At 49.6% G+C, this 14245-nt stretch carries 26 protein-coding genes; 5 read left to right on the top strand and 21 right to left on the bottom strand.

From position 1 onward, the window contains the following. Position 1 precedes the first annotated feature (1 nt). The 5 genes from COW20_12730 to COW20_12710 all read right to left on the bottom strand — a co-directional run bounded on the left by COW20_12730 (position 2) and on the right by COW20_12710 (position 1999). Positions 2 to 541, bottom strand: coding sequence for a hypothetical protein (locus COW20_12730; GenBank protein PIW47446.1), 540 nt, complete (start codon positions 539 to 541; stop codon positions 2 to 4). 5 nt (positions 542 to 546) lie between these two features. Next, the gene (locus COW20_12725; GenBank protein PIW47445.1) at positions 547 to 855 is read right to left on the bottom strand and encodes a cytoplasmic protein; all 309 of its coding nucleotides are present in this window, start codon (positions 853 to 855) and stop codon (positions 547 to 549) included. Continuing rightward, entirely contained in the window at positions 845 to 1168 is a 324-nt protein-coding gene (locus tag COW20_12720; protein ID PIW47444.1) for a hypothetical protein, read from the bottom strand. The genes COW20_12725 and COW20_12720 overlap by 11 nt, the downstream gene beginning before the upstream one ends. Next, entirely contained in the window at positions 1165 to 1386 is a 222-nt protein-coding gene (locus COW20_12715; protein PIW47443.1) for a hypothetical protein, read from the bottom strand. The genes COW20_12720 and COW20_12715 overlap by 4 nt, the downstream gene beginning before the upstream one ends. A gap of 160 nt (positions 1387 to 1546) precedes the next feature. Further along, positions 1547 to 1999, bottom strand: coding sequence for a peptidase M15A (locus COW20_12710; GenBank protein PIW47442.1), 453 nt, complete (start codon positions 1997 to 1999; stop codon positions 1547 to 1549). A 243-nt stretch (positions 2000 to 2242) separates the two neighbouring features. Between COW20_12710 and COW20_12705 the strand changes: the two genes are divergently transcribed. Both COW20_12705 and COW20_12700 read left to right on the top strand, forming a co-directional pair. Beyond that, positions 2243 to 2470 (top strand): hypothetical protein, encoded by a 228-nt coding sequence (locus COW20_12705; GenBank protein ID PIW47441.1) that lies wholly within the window; start codon positions 2243 to 2245, stop codon positions 2468 to 2470. Next, complete coding sequence (locus tag COW20_12700) at positions 2457 to 2678, top strand: hypothetical protein (protein PIW47440.1); 222 nt, start codon at positions 2457 to 2459, stop codon at positions 2676 to 2678. Before COW20_12705 ends, COW20_12700 begins: the two co-directional genes overlap by 14 nt. A gap of 1 nt (position 2679) precedes the next feature. Here the strand turns inward: COW20_12700 and COW20_12695 are convergent, their stop codons facing one another. The 15 genes from COW20_12695 to COW20_12625 form a co-directional block, all read right to left on the bottom strand. Next, the gene (locus COW20_12695) at positions 2680 to 3105 is read right to left on the bottom strand and encodes a hypothetical protein (GenBank protein PIW47439.1); all 426 of its coding nucleotides are present in this window, start codon (positions 3103 to 3105) and stop codon (positions 2680 to 2682) included. After that, positions 3098 to 3505: a hypothetical protein gene (locus COW20_12690; GenBank protein PIW47438.1), complete on the bottom strand. Its 408-nt coding sequence runs from the start codon at positions 3503 to 3505 to the stop codon at positions 3098 to 3100. The genes COW20_12695 and COW20_12690 overlap by 8 nt, the downstream gene beginning before the upstream one ends. 1 nt (position 3506) lies before the next feature. Beyond that, positions 3507 to 3959 carry a hypothetical protein gene (locus COW20_12685; protein PIW47437.1) on the bottom strand — a complete coding sequence of 151 codons (453 nt, stop codon included), beginning with the start codon at positions 3957 to 3959 and terminating at the stop codon, positions 3507 to 3509. Then, positions 3949 to 4155 (bottom strand): hypothetical protein, encoded by a 207-nt coding sequence (locus COW20_12680; GenBank protein PIW47436.1) that lies wholly within the window; start codon positions 4153 to 4155, stop codon positions 3949 to 3951. Before COW20_12680 ends, COW20_12685 begins: the two co-directional genes overlap by 11 nt. Then, positions 4152 to 4334 carry a hypothetical protein gene (locus COW20_12675; protein ID PIW47435.1) on the bottom strand — a complete coding sequence of 61 codons (183 nt, stop codon included), beginning with the start codon at positions 4332 to 4334 and terminating at the stop codon, positions 4152 to 4154. The genes COW20_12680 and COW20_12675 overlap by 4 nt, the downstream gene beginning before the upstream one ends. Continuing rightward, entirely contained in the window at positions 4331 to 4789 is a 459-nt protein-coding gene (locus tag COW20_12670) for a regulatory protein GemA (protein ID PIW47434.1), read from the bottom strand. Before COW20_12670 ends, COW20_12675 begins: the two co-directional genes overlap by 4 nt. Next, positions 4770 to 5117 (bottom strand): hypothetical protein, encoded by a 348-nt coding sequence (locus COW20_12665; protein ID PIW47433.1) that lies wholly within the window; start codon positions 5115 to 5117, stop codon positions 4770 to 4772. The genes COW20_12670 and COW20_12665 overlap by 20 nt, the downstream gene beginning before the upstream one ends. Next, the gene (locus COW20_12660; GenBank protein ID PIW47432.1) at positions 5114 to 5335 is read right to left on the bottom strand and encodes a hypothetical protein; all 222 of its coding nucleotides are present in this window, start codon (positions 5333 to 5335) and stop codon (positions 5114 to 5116) included. Before COW20_12660 ends, COW20_12665 begins: the two co-directional genes overlap by 4 nt. Further along, positions 5332 to 5691 (bottom strand): hypothetical protein, encoded by a 360-nt coding sequence (locus COW20_12655; protein ID PIW47431.1) that lies wholly within the window; start codon positions 5689 to 5691, stop codon positions 5332 to 5334. Before COW20_12655 ends, COW20_12660 begins: the two co-directional genes overlap by 4 nt. 4 nt (positions 5692 to 5695) lie before the next feature. Continuing rightward, on the bottom strand, positions 5696 to 6052 hold the full coding sequence (locus COW20_12650) for a hypothetical protein (GenBank protein ID PIW47430.1): 357 nt from the start codon (positions 6050 to 6052) through the stop codon (positions 5696 to 5698). Next, positions 6049 to 6996: a DNA transposition protein gene (locus COW20_12645; GenBank protein PIW47429.1), complete on the bottom strand. Its 948-nt coding sequence runs from the start codon at positions 6994 to 6996 to the stop codon at positions 6049 to 6051. Before COW20_12645 ends, COW20_12650 begins: the two co-directional genes overlap by 4 nt. Positions 6997 to 7045: 49 nt before the next feature. After that, positions 7046 to 7375 (bottom strand): hypothetical protein, encoded by a 330-nt coding sequence (locus COW20_12640; GenBank protein PIW47428.1) that lies wholly within the window; start codon positions 7373 to 7375, stop codon positions 7046 to 7048. Beyond that, positions 7372 to 7620 carry a hypothetical protein gene (locus COW20_12635; protein ID PIW47427.1) on the bottom strand — a complete coding sequence of 83 codons (249 nt, stop codon included), beginning with the start codon at positions 7618 to 7620 and terminating at the stop codon, positions 7372 to 7374. The genes COW20_12640 and COW20_12635 overlap by 4 nt, the downstream gene beginning before the upstream one ends. 153 nt (positions 7621 to 7773) lie before the next feature. Further along, on the bottom strand, positions 7774 to 9708 hold the full coding sequence (locus COW20_12630) for a hypothetical protein (GenBank protein PIW47426.1): 1935 nt from the start codon (positions 9706 to 9708) through the stop codon (positions 7774 to 7776). Then, positions 9695 to 9907: a DNA-binding protein gene (locus COW20_12625; GenBank protein ID PIW47425.1), complete on the bottom strand. Its 213-nt coding sequence runs from the start codon at positions 9905 to 9907 to the stop codon at positions 9695 to 9697. The genes COW20_12630 and COW20_12625 overlap by 14 nt, the downstream gene beginning before the upstream one ends. Positions 9908 to 10145: 238 nt before the next feature. On the opposite strand from COW20_12625, the gene COW20_12620 reads away from it, so the two are divergent. The 3 genes from COW20_12620 to COW20_12610 all read left to right on the top strand — a co-directional run bounded on the left by COW20_12620 (position 10146) and on the right by COW20_12610 (position 11463). Further along, a complete protein-coding gene (locus tag COW20_12620; GenBank protein ID PIW47424.1) occupies positions 10146 to 10562 on the top strand; it encodes a hypothetical protein in 417 nt (138 codons plus the stop codon). A gap of 78 nt (positions 10563 to 10640) precedes the next feature. Further along, complete coding sequence (locus tag COW20_12615; protein PIW47423.1) at positions 10641 to 10844, top strand: hypothetical protein; 204 nt, start codon at positions 10641 to 10643, stop codon at positions 10842 to 10844. A 91-nt stretch (positions 10845 to 10935) separates the two neighbouring features. Continuing rightward, positions 10936 to 11463: a hypothetical protein gene (locus COW20_12610; GenBank protein ID PIW47422.1), complete on the top strand. Its 528-nt coding sequence runs from the start codon at positions 10936 to 10938 to the stop codon at positions 11461 to 11463. Positions 11464 to 11742: 279 nt separating this feature from the next. On the opposite strand, the gene COW20_12605 is transcribed toward COW20_12610, so the two are convergent. After that, a complete protein-coding gene (locus tag COW20_12605) occupies positions 11743 to 14241 on the bottom strand; it encodes a hypothetical protein (GenBank protein ID PIW47421.1) in 2499 nt (832 codons plus the stop codon). Positions 14242 to 14245 lie beyond the last annotated feature (4 nt).

Raw genomic sequence — 14245 nt, 5'->3', positions numbered from 1 at the left:
TTCAAACACCGTAGACTTCTTTGCGAATCATATTCAGGATTTCAAGCGTGACGGTCTTTTTCTCGCCCGTTTCCTGTTGAGCAGCTTTTTCCAGGGCATCCAGCTTTATCCTGACTTTTTCCTCCCACTGCTTTTGTGCCAGGCTGGATTTTGCGAGCATGGAAAAGGCGGCTGCAGCCCCAGCCAAAAGCTTGACCTTCTTGACTGGATCGAGGGTTTCTTCTGCCTCTTGCACATCCACCAGGGCGTCAAAGAGAGATGTTTGAATCAGGGCCGTGGTGGCGGCGCTGCGGTGGTCAGCCTGATCGGGAGCTGCCTCGGCAATCAGCTTGGCCGCTTCGGTGCTGGTTTTGATAGCCTGCAATCGACGCTCAAGTTTTTGGCCGTGGCGATGGATGGCGGCGTGACTGATGTCAAACCCTCTTTCTTTCATCAGGGCTTCGAGTTCCTTGTAGCCAGAAAACGAGCGGTCAATCAGGGCTTTATCCAGCCAGTCGCGCACTTCGGTTGGCATCAGTTCAACTTTGGAGGGTTTTGACATGGGGTTTACCACTTAGGTGGGCGGGCAATGCCCTTGGGGCAATCTTCCCGGTAATCTACAAGATCTGTGCCTTTGGGGGTGATTTTAGCGTGCCAAAGCTCCCCACTTTTGTCTATTTTGCAAAAGCCGCTTTCTTCGACATAATCCATTTCTTGGCGCAATTGGTCAGTGGTGATTTGCAACGGCATATCCTGAGCCGCACGAAGAATGATCCGTTCATGACAGCCATAGGGGCGGGCGTGCCACAGGGCTGTGATGATAATCCAGCGAAGAAACTCCCGTTCTGCACGGTGGATATCTAAGTTATCGGGCATCGGTCTTTGTCTCCAAAATGAGTTCATACAGTTTGTCCAGCTTGCCGTTGATAACGGTTTGGTCGCGAATCGTATCTTCTCGGCGTTGGTACTGGATCGGCAATTCGACCAAGAGCTTTCTGTACTCAAGGTCCACAAGCTCTACTCTGGCTTTGAGCTGGACATTGTCATCCGTGATTTTTTTTTCAAAATTGGAGACAATCTTTGCTACTAGCCCGGTAATAATTCCAATCAGGAAAGCAGACCAAGCAAAGACAATGCCCATAACCCAAGTAATCTGACCCCATGCCAGATTGAGCGTCATATCTGTCACAGCAGCCCCCCGTGCTCGTCTGGAGCTTCAGGCTTTCCGAGGGGCTGTGTGGTCACGGTGCGCAACATGGCATTCACCACCGGGAGGCCCACGGCAACAATGAGATAGAAGCTGTCTCCCAGAATGGGTTTGAGCATTCCGGTACTGGCTTCGAGGGCGGTCAGGGCAGCTGCCACAGCATTGACCAAGATGGTTTTGGATTTGTACCACGGCTTCATTTTTGCGCTTCCTCCAGGGCTTTTTGGTATTCAGGGTTGCTGGGGTTTGCCCAGATTTCAAAGGCTTCTTCAGCCAATTGAAGAGAATAGTAAGGAGAACTTGTATAGCTCCCGAAATAGAAATGATAGCCCTGCTTTCCAAGGTGAAATTTGCACCTCATCAGAACTTGGCCACACTGTAGACAGCCCCACCATTTTGGTAACGGGCAATCAAATATTCACGGCGAGCGGGCTGACCTTTGGCGGGCACAGCTACATGGACCCAGGAGCCAAATTCATCAATCACCTGATCAACGGGCAGGCCCATGGTGTGAATCCGTTTCATGAGTTCAGCGGATGACATACCTGGCACATAGATGTCGGCAGCTAAGCCGGACATGTGTGCCGAGTTGGTAGCACCACCAATTGCACGATTGACCACAGGCGAGCGGTATCCACTGGTGACAATAATGGGCTTATTGAGCTTATCGCGCAGGGGCTGCAAAGCCTGCACGCACAAGAGTTTGAGATTGGCCGTTTGAATAGGTCCAGGGGTGTTATTCAGGCCACGACGGGCAGCAGTTTGAGAGACGGTGAGTTCGGACAGAGTAAAGTTGTGGGTCAGTTGAGACATGGGCAATTACCTCGCATTGTAGAAATAATGCCGAAAAATAAGGCGATGTGTCGTGGTGACATTGGTCAAACAACTAACTCTTGCTGTGATAAGATCAGAGCAGACCCTAAAAACAAGAGGTTATTTATGACTCTATTGGCTGTAAATGCATTAAATACAACAAATTTATTAACGATTGAAACCCCTATGGATTTCTCTTCTTCAAGGGAAGGGCTTAAGCCTCTCAATGGGATAAACCCACTAATGGCTATTTACCAGCGCAGAGGGGTCAAAATAACTGTTGAAAACCAACAATATAATGCCGATCTATCATTGCATCTGGTATCTGGAACCATTACCCTCAGATGCCCTTTTTTTGGGAGCAAGCCTTATATTTTCAATAGCAATTCAGAAGATGCTCGCCAATTAGAAGCAAAAATGCGCACCATGTTCTTGAACGCCGATAAAGGTGTGCCTTATGAAAATCGTTGATGCTGAACTAAACAAAGAACTGTTACCAGTTGCCCAGCAACGCTACAACACTCTAAGCGACAAGGAAACTGAAGCGAAAAGTGCAGCAAAACAAGCGTATAAGTCAGAGGGCAACTCTCGTCAAATTGACGGTAAACAAGTATCAGAGATTATGAAAATCCAAAAAGAAAAGAAGAAAATTAAGCAAGCATTTGATCTGCAAGACTAACTCAACTCTTGTATTCATCAAGTATCCGGTAGATATGCCGTCCACTCCGCTGGAGCTGCAGGGCCGTCTGCTGAACAGCACGGCGGCGCGAGTTGCCCTTGGCAACAAAGTCCCGAAATGTTTTAATCACTTGCTGATGTTGGGTCCACACTTCTTCAGAGTGATTGCGGCTGATGTAAATTTCCTCACCCGCAAATTTATCTATCAAAAGCTGGGCCAGTTCTGACCCCAGCTTTTGCTCGAAAAAAACATAGTCTGTACCTTTGGGGTGACTGGGGATTTTGATGGACAGCCCACCCAAAGCCTTTACAACCGCAGCGGCATTCTCTGGTCCCAGATTGTGTTCGAGTATGCCTCCTGCCTGTTCCTCAAAAACAGGCTCTTTGACATACTCTTCAAGTGGAAACAGGGAAAGCTGATCACGCATTTTTGTTCTTCTCCTTTTTAGGCATACTCATCTTGATTTCAAGAGCCTTCAGTTGGGCTTTGATTTTCTGAATCTGCTCTAAGTTGAATTTCCGCTGTTTTTCGGTCATAGCCGGTGCTTCAAGGTAATAGATATCCTGTTCGGGTCTGAGTGGTATTGCCGCCAACAGGTCTTTGGGCAAAGGCCAGCGCTCCAAGATAGGCAAGAGATTCAAGAACCCCTCCTCAAGCCGAATGCGGTCTTGCTCTTCGTCCCAGGATTGGGAATGCTTCCAAAGTGCTTTGATCCACATTTCACCTGTTAAAGCCACGGTTTCTGCAGGAGGTTGATTGGGTAGGCCCAAAACGACAAAGCTCATGAGGCCTTCTGCAACCACTTCACGCAGCCAGTTTGGAATCATTTTAGCCACGTTTCAATCCCTCCAAAGACATGAGCGCTGCCGCAGTTTTGCTTTTATAAACGGGTTTTGAATCCTGTTTTAATGGGGTTATAACCACTGTTTCAGCCTGGGCAGATACGCCCTCTAAAACCCGCTTCAGATAGTTGTGATTGTTCATGGGTTTCCACCCACCCGCAGCCTGTTTGTCGCGCAGGATTTCCACAGCTTTTGCCAGAGCTGTGGATAACCGGGCTTTGTCAGACTCCAAGGCCAAAACCTCTTCTGCGAGCTTCAGTGCCCGATCCCAGCTCAGTGCCCGTGAAGCAGAGCGAAACAGGCTGAGATACGCCACCAATGGCCGAGACAAATAGGGTTCGAGCTTGGCCAGCAGGCCCATCAGGGAGCGGCCCGCTTCACTGTCGAGGGCCGAAAGCAGATCGAACTCAGCAAAGCAGCTTGGGCATTTAATGCGCATATGAAGCCTCCCGCTTTGACAGTGACTCACGAAATGCACTCTCTGCCTGCTGAGCAGCATCAATGGAATCGAACAGGCAAACCCCAACACCACGCACAAGATACGTGGTCAGCTGGCTGTAAAAGCAAAAGCAATTGGTCGGCAAATGCTTGTAAATATTGGGCACAGCGGTTGGCTCAAATTGAGGTGAGTTCATACCTCTTTTTCCTCCTGCCTTTTCTCAAAAGGGAACGGTACTTTTGCCTCAGACAATATCCGTATTTCTTCTGTTTCACACTCAAAACAGACAGGGCAAAAGTCGCGCCCGTAAATAGATTTACTGCAATCAGTCCATCTTCTGCAGCGTTCACACAAATCTTTTTTCTTGCCTTTCATTGCTTGGCCGCGCTCCGTTTCTTGTGGTACTCCAAGGCCGCTACCAGTTTATGCAGCTGGCTGGAATTGGCCCACTCCAAACGGGCTGGGGCTTTGTCTTTGAACATCTGTTTGAGAATACCCAAGGCGTATTCGATGGAGAGATCGAGATGGTAAAGCAGGGCATAGACCTTGGATAGCAATGGTGCCCGTTCATCGGCGGGCTGGATTCTTTTGCCCTTGAGACGGGGGGCTGTTTGGCCACCAAGGCGCTCCATTTCAGCAATGACAGCTTGGCGTTCAGAGGCTGTCAGATCTGCGGCTGAGCGCTTCCCCTGTTTGGTACCGCCTTTGCTGGTCACTCCTTCGAGCAGATCGCGGTAAGATTCGTCATCCAGGCCCATGCGCTTCTTGGCCGCGTGGATGATAGCCAGGTCTTTTTTGCGGGCGAAATCCTTACCTTGAGAGCCTTGCATTGGCAGCCTCCAGGTTAAAGGTAAAGCTATTGCTGAGTTTTTCCCATTCCGCAAGTTCACTGGCCAAGACTTTAATCAAGGCATCCAGGCCCCTCTCTGACTCCGGCTGATAAACCGCAGAGAATGACTGACGCGCCTCTTCAGAAAGGCCATCAGGATTGTTTTCAAGCAGCTCCTGAACCAACCGGGCTTCGTCGATGGTTGAATAACCCCGATTGAGCATCTGACCTGTGCGCAGATTCCGCAGATGATAGGTGCCGAATTGATCATGTTTGTAAATGCCAACAATGACAGTCGGGGTAAAGATAGCTTTGTTTAAAGTACTCATGATTTGGGACCGCCTTTCAAGTTAGTATTAAAAGCCTTAGCAAATGCCTGGTTTGACTCGTTTATCATTCGATTTATTTCGCGTATTGCAATAGGCAAAGCCTTAGCAAGCGCCTGGTTTGACTCGTCTACCATTCGATTTATTTGCACTACTGCTTTAGCGCATTCCCGCTCAAATGCTTGGTTTTTTTCCAAGATAATTCTGCTCATGTCTTTCACTTGTGGCCGCCTTTCAGAGTTTCGCGTATATTTTCGAGAGCAGAAGAAGCAAAGAGATCTAGCTGGACCGGCTGTTTGACCGTTTGAGCTGCCCTGCGCATGGTGCTGATATTCGCTTCAGCGGTTTTCTTGCGCCGGTGCTGGGCATGTTCAGGGCAGGTGCTGAAGTGGGGAACGTGGGTACCGTGCTCAAAAAAGCCTGTGCGGATGTGGCCATTGATGGGCATGGGTTTATCATTCCGGGTTTTGACCCAGGTGATGTCGGCTCCGCAAGTGGAGCACTTGGCCCAATTGGTGGGGCATGAGCAGAAGTGGGGCGGCTGTGTACAGTGGCAGATTTTGGGTGAAAGAGGCATTGGCTTAATCCTCCTCATCGGTTGGAGAATACCGAAAGCGAAAGAGAGTCAACTCGCGCTCAAGTAAGTAGACATCGTGTTCTAAAGCTATTTGTTTATCCACAGCATCAGAAACATTGAAGCGCTTACACTTTTTTTCAAGTTTGGTAATCTGCTCTTCGATTTCAGCCAATTGTGTTAACCGCTCTTTGGCTGGAGCTAAACCATACTCAATTTCTATGCGCTTTCCTTTAAGACGAAACAATTCTAAATCAGGGTTGCTATCCAAATCTGATTGGATTTTTTCAATTTCGGCCTTGGACTTTTTAATAGCATCAAGAAGGGCTTGCTCAACTGGGTGAACTTTGGTTTTTACTGTCATACACCCAGCTCCTTCAAGGCTTCTCTGATGTGGACTGCATCAGGGGTTTTCCCTTCAGCTTTCATGGTTGCCAGGCGCAGAATTTTAACGACTGAACGAAGTGCGCCCGCTTTAGCCCCAATCTGGCAGAGCAAAACAATGGACTCTTTTTCGGTGATGTTAAAGACACCAGCCAAGGTTTCAACATCTGTGGATGTGGGGTGTTGCAGCTTGACCTTTTTACCGATGCGGCTGAACAAGCGATCCAGATAGGCCGCACGATTGCCACCTGTCATGCGGGCATAGACAGCCTCATTGCCCACCAGAGCAATACCCACGCCTGTGGCGTCATGAATGGCCCGAATTGCGTCGAGCGCTGGAATGCTTAAGTGTTGAGCTTCGTCGATTATTAGCAGGCCCTCGGTGCCTGCAAGGCGGCGCTCGATGTCTCGCTGTTGCCGGGCTGCACCCATTGCGGGAGAGCGAAAACCGACAGCGACACACAGCTCTTCAAATGCTGCGGCAACACTGGCTTTGGCTGGGCTCATGGTTGCGATCCAAACATTGGGATAGCTGCGCTGAAATTCCCGCACAGTGGTGGTTTTGCCCAGGCCCGCCCCACCATAAATCACGGCAATATCTCCAGCCAGCTTGGCGTAACCCAGCGCAGCCATGACCCGCGATGAAGTGGGTGTCAGCACAAAGTCTGGGACAGAAGGCAATTGCCCTCTGACATGGTCCTGATCTTTCAGGGCCAAAAGCCAGCGCACAATCTTTTCGAGCTGGTTGGAAGGGTCTGCTCCATACGTGCCGTTGAGCAATTGGGTCAGCGTGGTGGGGCTGAGCCCGATCTCACGGGCCACTTGGCCTTGGGTGATTCCGCGTTTGTCTATCTCGGCTCTCACTTGTTTGAGTGTCGCGGATTCAGGTGCTTTGGGTTTGGTTTCGGACGTTTTTTCTGTCATAATTACCTCAGATTGATATTTTTACCCTCGGCCCTTCATGGGCCTTTTTTCATGCAGCAGGAACGGATTCAGACAGCACAGCCCAGACATCGGGCTGGTCGCCAGAAAAAAAGAGTGTTTCGCTGTGCTGGAAAAAGCCCAACTTAGTCAGTTTTTTCGCGGCAGTTTCGGCGCTCTCAGACTCAAGAACCATGACGGTTTCAGCATTCTCATAACCATGGTTTTTAACGATTTCAACTTCTACCATCGAGATCTCCTTTCTCTGTTGTTCTTGGGCCGATTCCCAGCCCCAGGCAAAACCAAAGAGGCCAGCAAAGGCACCGCAAAAGAATGCCGTGCTGAGCAGATTGGCGGTGTGGTAGGTGGTTTCAATGGTCATGATTGGCTCACCCCCTTTTTAGGAAGCTTGGAATGCGATTTTGTAAAGGCTTTCCCAATAGATGGCAAAATCTTCTTTTGGGCAGCGGCAGCAAGCGACCGGCCACCTTCTTCTGCAAGCAATTCAAGCCAAGCTTGGCTTGCTTCTAATGAAACAGAAAATCCAAGATCCCCTTTTTCATCGGGGGCAATGAATACATCAATCGCATAGATTCTACGTTTGCCCATTGCGGTTTTAGGCTGCATAGTGAGCCTCCACCAGTTCCAAGGTGTGCTGAAATTCAGCGATCAGGGTCATGATTTCTTGCTCGATGGTTTCGACTGAGATCAACTCCCAGCCCTCCAAGCCGTTAAGCAAAGACAAAAACTGATTCATAGGCATAAACAGACCTCCGTTATTTAAAAATCTTCTTCTGTGCGGCGGGGCATCCGGCTCAAGATGTCCAAGATGTAGCGCTCATCTGAGGGCATTTCATCTACATCCGGGCCATTGGCGACCTTTTGCGCCTTCTCGAACATGGGCACAATCACGCTGGATGCAGGGCGTTCCATGGGCACCACATTGGGCAGGGCCTGAGCGGCTTCGATGGCATCCATTTTGCGTTCAGCGTCAAGCTGCGCCTTTGCTGCTTTGATTTTTTGGCGGTTGGCGCGGGCATGGTCTTTGGCCGCTTGGGCATCCAGAAAGTTGGCCTGGGTGCAAGAGGCTTCTCCAATGTATTCACCAGCCAAATCGTAGACGTGGACCGGCAAAGAGAGATTGTCGGAATCAAAGCGCACCACGACTTTGCGCCCGGCCAAGCCAGCAACGGCTTCACCCCAGTACAGATTTTTCAAGATGGCAACATGGCCGCTTTGAATGACGGTGACGCCCTCGGCAGCCAAGAGCCAGAGACGGCGCTGTTCGGCGGTGGCTTTGCGAATCATGCTGGTGGCATAAGACTCTGCAAAGGTCTGTTCAAAAGAGCGCCCGTTGGCGGTTTGTGAGCGGCGGCCCGTGCGGGCATTGTGTTCGGTGATGCCCTCTTGAACCACAGCCAAGAATTCATCCCAGGTCAATGCCCGTGAGCCGTAATTGCTGGGCTTGGTAACAGGGCTGTTGCCTGTATATGCCCCACTGCAAGCGGGGTGCCGGGATATTCCTTCACATAAATCCAGAAAAGCACGTTCGATGGGTTTGGATTGGCCATGGTAGGGCGTGGTCCAGTGAACATTGATGCCCAATTGGGTGAAAATCCCGATGGGATCATCCTCTCGAATGGTGAATCGGAAGCGGGTTTTGGCCCCGCCTGTGAGCCATTTATTGGCAAATTCGCGGCCATTGTCGAGGAAGCAATGCTCAGGTACACCATATTTTTCAACGACATCCCCGAAAGCCAGGCGCACAATGTGTTGATTCAGGGTCTCGCCCACGCGCCACGCCAAAATTTTGCCACTGTAGATGTCCTGCCAGGCCACCAAAACCGGGCGGCCCACTTCACCAGAGGGAAGGGTCACGCGCAGATCGAAGATATGGCCATCGGCGTTGACCACTTCGAGGGCGTGCAGACTGCTTTTGTTGCGAGTGACGTGGGGTAACATCCGTTTGAGGGCTTCTTCGCCTTCACGGGCCAGCACGCGCACCTGCCAAGGCAATGCCTCCAGGCGGCGTTTGACTGTGGCCAAACTGGGCAAGGCCCACTCATTTTGTTTTGCAATGCTTTGGGCTCGGCGGTAGACAGCCGCAGCCGAGGGCTGTTCTGGGCGAAGCCAGTCAGCTTTGATCCAGTCCCAAGCGTCTTGGCTAAATTCCGCATAGTCTTGGCAGCCAGCATAGCGGGGAGCCAAGGCGGCGGCGAAATCTGTGCGGTCTACATTGGCGGCCCCAATGATCAGGGTATCGCCATACCACCAGCGTTTGAGCGAAGCCAGCGAGACGCCTTCGACGCGGGCCACTTCGGCCAAAGCTGGTCGGACTTTGAGACCCGAATCGAGCAAAGCCCGGACTTTCAAACAATAGCCAGCGCGGCGCGTGCCTTCGTCTTTGATGGTTTGGGGGCGGCTGTCGTACCAGCTCCAAAGTGAGTCACGGTCATAGCCTGAAGCACTGCGTTTGACTGTTTTGGGAGTTTGATCTGGGGATTCAGCAGGTTTAATCTGACCCGTTTGAAGCAAGTGTAATGCGACTTTTGCTTGGACTTCTGAAGGCAAAGCCTCAAAATGATAAACTTGCTGCGCCCCACCGTTTGATTGTCTTTCAGAGTATTCCCAAGACTCACGCTGAGCGCGTTTTCTTACACCTCTGGACGTCATTGATAAAGCTGTTCCGATTGTGGTGCTATCAACAAGCTGCATTTATTTCTCCATCTTTTAAACCCAACAAAACAGCAATTTTGTGGGCATTTCCATAATTGCCTTTGTTTTCACCAGAGATGACTGCATAAGTCGTGCGCTCGCTGACGCCATGCTTGGCGGCCCAGGATCTAATCGTTAGACCCTTCCTCCGAAAGTCGTCTCTGACTTCCTCAATTGTTTTTATTTTTTTGGTTGCCATTTTGCTCTCTCTGTGAGATATGAAATACTGTGAGAAACCATGAAATATTACATATCTTATTTTAGGAACTTATTTGCATCCTTGTCAATACGTAAGGGGAACTATATGTATCTTTTTGTTCCGACCTTTTGTTCCGACCTTTATATGTCTGAAATCCTTGTAACCCGCACTGCAAAAGGAAAAGACGAAGGTCGGAACAGTTCTTTGTTTCAAGCAATTGGGTTCCGACCTTTTTAGTATGAGGTCGGAACTAATTGGTGCCCGCCTCAAGCAGTGGAGGAAGCATTTAGGTTTAACCCAAGAAAAATTTGCAGAGCAAATAAGGGTACATATAGGTGTCTTTAAAAAATATGAACAGGGCAAAAACACTCCTGGAGGAGAAGCCTTAGCTGCAATTGCAGAAACTGGTGTAAATATCAATTGGCTTTTAACCGGGGAAGGATCTATGGCAATGGCTGACAGTTCAACAGACTCTCAGGTTTTACCTGGGCAACTGTCAGAAGTTCAAGAAAAAATGAAACGATTGTTTGATTTACTACTTCAAATTGATGAAGAAAAGCGCGGTGTTGCAATCGCTGAAATGCTTTCCAAGGTTCAAGATGCGGTGAGAATGAATGAACTGGAAAGGATGGTTAAAGAACTTCAAAAAGACTGAAATTTAAATGTGATGGTTTATACGTAATGTATAAACGTGTATAATCATTTCTGTCGCCCTCAAACTAGCAGCTTGCTGATGTACACAGAATCTTTGGAGAGCACAGTGGATAAATCACATTTAAAAACAGGCTCCAATATAGTAATCATCGATATTACAAAGGGCCTTGAAAATCACAAACAAGAGTTGATTACACTCCAATGTTTGATGTTGGATACAAAGGAAGAACAAAAGATTCAAGTCTTAGATGAACTTGAACAAGTTTTAAAAAAATACATTTAATCGGGGCTATGGTTCGGTTTTGTTGGCCTCTCTAGATCTCGCAATTATCTTATGGGATAATTTTAAGCGAAAAATATAAGGAGCTGACAATATGAAATTCTTAAAGGGCTGTTTGACCATATTTGGGGCGTTGTTTTTGCTGTTGGTGGTCGTTTCAATTATCGGTGTCGCTATGCAGTCACCAGAAGAAAGAAAAAAAGCTGAGCAACAAGCCGAAATTGAAGTAAAAAAATCCGAAGAACAAGAAGCTGCAAAAGAGAAATACAGACAAAAAATGGAAGCGACCAAAGCAGCTGAAGAGAAGGCCAAGCTGGCAACGGTTACAGCCTCTCAAATCATTAAGGTCTACGACAATAACAAGCTAAAAGCTGAACAAGAATACAAGGGGAAACGCTTTATCATCAAAGGATTTGTCTCCTCCATAGGAGATGATTTTCTGGGCAACCCGTACTTTACTTTTGGCTCTGGTGAGCAAATTGAAATACCCAGCCTTCAGTGTCTTTTTAAAAAGAAAGAGGCTGACAAACTAACAAAGCTCAATAAAGGCCAACCCATCACTGTTGAAGGTACCATCGATGATTTCTCTATGAACATTATTGTTCGGGATTGCAAATTTTAAACGAGTGTTCAAACGCCATTTAAACGCCTCATTTAAGAAAATCAAAGTGTCTCAAATCAGTTGCACGAAAAGCCGGTTTTTTGCTTCTGGCGCAAAAGTGTCTCAAATTGGTTTGGGGCTTTTTGATGGGGGTGTGACCCGCGTCATCACATCACTTCACAGCTCATCACGCCATATCACGTTTGTGTCTCAGATCAGTTGATTGCTAACAACCCGGATAAAAAAAACAAACGGAAGCAGTACTTCCGTTTGTTTTTGTAAGAAATTATATTGGGGAAGTTATTGCGGAATGCCCCGCACCAAGGCCATGCCTTGTCCTCCATTGGCGCTGTTCTGCGACCAGGTAGAGGGTTCAGAATCCAGCACATGGTAAGTCCCTGCGGGCACAATCACCTGGGGTTCTGCAAACCAATAGGCATTGGGTACCCCTCCCTGACCTGGGCGGGTTTGAACTTTCCAGGGGCCATAAATTTTGCCTGAATTGTCTTCAAGCGAGACTGTGCCTCCTGTCGAGCCCTGACCTTCATTCCAGTGATAGGTTTGCAGATAGGTAATCAGCGTGGCCTTCTCAAGATGAAAGGTGGTTGCAGCAGTCGGGCGGTTAAAAACGGCAAGAATATTGCCATTGTCAAAGATCAGTTGATCTGCCGCAGGTATAACCGAGGCCGTGGGGCTGGGCGTAGCGGACGCTGAAGGTTTCGGCGTTCCCAGATTGGGGCCCACCCAAAGCAGGCCTTTGCCTTCATTGACAACGGTCAAAAGGCGATCTCCCTGCGGGCTAAAGGCCAGATAGCCGGGTTTGGGAACCCCCGTCAGATAGGGAACAGGAGCAGAATACTCTGGCCCCCCTTTGAGAATCCGGTTCTTGCTGGGATCCGTCCAAAACAAGGCCTTGTCAAATTGCCCACCGCCAGCGGCCAGACTGCCAAAATTGGTATCTTTGTCAGCTTCAGCCAGTAATTTGGCGGTTCCATTGGGCTGAATCAGGTACACCCCAGGGGTGCCGCCAAAGGGCCAGCCCCCTGCACTGTTGAGGGCATAGATTTCATGGCGGGAATCCAGATAAGTCAGCGAGAAAAGCCCCGGGGGAATCTCACTGTCTAAAACAGCCACTTCCTGAGTACTGCCATTGGGCAGATACCAGAGATTGTCATTTTCAAAATCTGTAAAATACCACCCCGCATCATTGGCGGGTAAATCATTCAACTTTAAGGGGGTCAGGCCTTTGCCAATCTGCACAAGATATTGCCCCTCACAGACCACTGTCAGATTCCCTGTTTGGGGATCAAAACGCAATTCAGAAGGTTTGGGCAGCCCCTTGACCACAGGGGTCGCAGTGCCATCGGTCTGAATTTTGAGCAGATTGCCGGTCTGACGTTCCAAGGTATACAGACCCGCTCCCAAAGGGCCTTTATCTGCATAGGCCAGGCCATCCCAATCGGAGCCCTCTGCGGCCTGGGCATAAAGCGTCGCCACACCATCGGCCACCTTATACACCCCGCGCACACCCGGGCCAGAACCCCACCAACTGCCGGCTTCAATCCGGTTCAAATAAAATAGATTCTGGTTTGCAGCATCATAGGCCAAACTGGCCAATGCCCCAGGAATCTGACCTTTGTTGGCATCGAGCAGCCCTGTTTCTGGGCTGGCCGCATCGGCTTTATACCAGACATTGTCGTTTTCAAAATCCGTAAAATAGATCCCCCCTTGCGGAGCAGCCAGCACGTCATGAAGCCCAGCATGCGCTTGAGCGGTTTTCCACTCAGCAAAACCGCCATCGGCATTGAACTGATAAATGCCTTGGGTTTGAACCCCTGCGGCAGGGGCATAATCCATGCTCACCACGGGAACGCCGTTGACCACGGCACCATGCCGCCAGATGGGGCCCCGCAGCAGTTCGTTATTGGCGTAAACCGTGGCTTTGCCCAAGGGGTCGAGTTTGAGCATTGTCTGCCGGTTGAGAGAAGAAGTCATGATATACAGTGATCCCTCAGGCCCATAAAAAAGACTGCCCAGCGGGCCCAGCGTATAGTTTGAGCGCAAAACCTGAATCTGAAGCTCACTGGGGGCTTCAATCCCTTTCAGTTCAGCGGGCAAAAGTAAATCTGTCCGGGGCTGGCGAATAATGTCCTGAAGCCCCGCATGATCCGACTTGAGCCTGAGTTGCTCATAGCTACCACTCTGGAGCAGGTTAAACATCCCCCCGAAATTGTTTCCGCCATCTGGGTAATAATCCACAACGGTCAAATAGCCCGTGCCTGTTTTCAATGGCACAGCAGTCTTGCCATTGATGCCAGCCAGCAATTCACTGCTTACCGCTGTCTTCCAGCCACCACAGGCATCGGTACTGGTAAGAGACTTTTGAGTCCGATCTGACGAAAATACCTGGGCTTGCCCATGGTCATCAAAAACAATATCTCCCACCTTAAAGGGGGTTTCAAACAGACGGGCCTGCATCCCCGCAGGGGGTGTAAACCCTTCAGGCAAGGGCAATTCTTTCAAAACTGCAGCAGACCCACATTCATTGACAGGAACAACAGTTGCTTCAGCAGAAGGCAGCGGTGCAGGGGTCGCAGATTGCCCTGGAACTGGGGGTACGACAAGGGGAGGGGTGGGTGTCGTTACAGGCGAAGGGCTCACGGTTACAGGAGCCGAAGGACTGGCCACAGGCGGATTGGAAGTTGTGGCCTGGGGGCCAGGAAGTGTGGGTGAAGGGCCACAGGCTGTTAAGCTCAAAGCCAGCAGTGTAGAAATTTGAAGTGAGGTACGGGAGCGCATAGAA

This window comes from bacterium (Candidatus Blackallbacteria) CG13_big_fil_rev_8_21_14_2_50_49_14 (genome assembly GCA_002783405.1).
Classification (GTDB): Bacteria; Cyanobacteriota; Sericytochromatia; order UBA7694; family UBA7694.
The sequence above is the reverse complement of the archived record's forward strand: the minus strand, read 5'-3'. Positions and strand labels throughout refer to the sequence as shown.

Bases quoted from the DNA above. Each gene is read 5' to 3' on its own strand.
- COW20_12730 (PIW47446.1), bottom strand. From the start codon at position 541: ATGTCAAAACCCTCCAAAGTTGAACTGATGCCAACCGAAGTGCGCGAC.
- COW20_12725 (PIW47445.1), bottom strand. From the start codon at position 855: ATGCCCGATAACTTAGATATCCACCGTGCAGAACGGGAGTTTCTTCGC.
- COW20_12715 (PIW47443.1), bottom strand. From the start codon at position 1,386: ATGAAGCCGTGGTACAAATCCAAAACCATCTTGGTCAATGCTGTGGCA.
- COW20_12710 (PIW47442.1), bottom strand. From the start codon at position 1,999: ATGTCTCAACTGACCCACAACTTTACTCTGTCCGAACTCACCGTCTCT.
- COW20_12705 (PIW47441.1), top strand. From the start codon at position 2,243: ATGGCTATTTACCAGCGCAGAGGGGTCAAAATAACTGTTGAAAACCAA.
- COW20_12700 (PIW47440.1), top strand. From the start codon at position 2,457: ATGAAAATCGTTGATGCTGAACTAAACAAAGAACTGTTACCAGTTGCC.
- COW20_12695 (PIW47439.1), bottom strand. From the start codon at position 3,105: ATGCGTGATCAGCTTTCCCTGTTTCCACTTGAAGAGTATGTCAAAGAG.
- COW20_12690 (PIW47438.1), bottom strand. From the start codon at position 3,505: ATGATTCCAAACTGGCTGCGTGAAGTGGTTGCAGAAGGCCTCATGAGC.
- COW20_12685 (PIW47437.1), bottom strand. From the start codon at position 3,959: ATGCGCATTAAATGCCCAAGCTGCTTTGCTGAGTTCGATCTGCTTTCG.
- COW20_12680 (PIW47436.1), bottom strand. From the start codon at position 4,155: ATGAACTCACCTCAATTTGAGCCAACCGCTGTGCCCAATATTTACAAG.
- COW20_12675 (PIW47435.1), bottom strand. From the start codon at position 4,334: ATGAAAGGCAAGAAAAAAGATTTGTGTGAACGCTGCAGAAGATGGACT.
- COW20_12670 (PIW47434.1), bottom strand. From the start codon at position 4,789: ATGCAAGGCTCTCAAGGTAAGGATTTCGCCCGCAAAAAAGACCTGGCT.
- COW20_12665 (PIW47433.1), bottom strand. From the start codon at position 5,117: ATGAGTACTTTAAACAAAGCTATCTTTACCCCGACTGTCATTGTTGGC.
- COW20_12655 (PIW47431.1), bottom strand. From the start codon at position 5,691: ATGCCTCTTTCACCCAAAATCTGCCACTGTACACAGCCGCCCCACTTC.
- COW20_12650 (PIW47430.1), bottom strand. From the start codon at position 6,052: ATGACAGTAAAAACCAAAGTTCACCCAGTTGAGCAAGCCCTTCTTGAT.
- COW20_12645 (PIW47429.1), bottom strand. From the start codon at position 6,996: ATGACAGAAAAAACGTCCGAAACCAAACCCAAAGCACCTGAATCCGCG.
- COW20_12640 (PIW47428.1), bottom strand. From the start codon at position 7,375: ATGACCATTGAAACCACCTACCACACCGCCAATCTGCTCAGCACGGCA.
- COW20_12635 (PIW47427.1), bottom strand. From the start codon at position 7,620: ATGCAGCCTAAAACCGCAATGGGCAAACGTAGAATCTATGCGATTGAT.
- COW20_12630 (PIW47426.1), bottom strand. From the start codon at position 9,708: ATGCAGCTTGTTGATAGCACCACAATCGGAACAGCTTTATCAATGACG.
- COW20_12625 (PIW47425.1), bottom strand. From the start codon at position 9,907: ATGGCAACCAAAAAAATAAAAACAATTGAGGAAGTCAGAGACGACTTT.
- COW20_12620 (PIW47424.1), top strand. From the start codon at position 10,146: ATGAGGTCGGAACTAATTGGTGCCCGCCTCAAGCAGTGGAGGAAGCAT.
- COW20_12615 (PIW47423.1), top strand. From the start codon at position 10,641: ATGTACACAGAATCTTTGGAGAGCACAGTGGATAAATCACATTTAAAA.
- COW20_12610 (PIW47422.1), top strand. From the start codon at position 10,936: ATGAAATTCTTAAAGGGCTGTTTGACCATATTTGGGGCGTTGTTTTTG.
- COW20_12605 (PIW47421.1), bottom strand. From the start codon at position 14,241: ATGCGCTCCCGTACCTCACTTCAAATTTCTACACTGCTGGCTTTGAGC.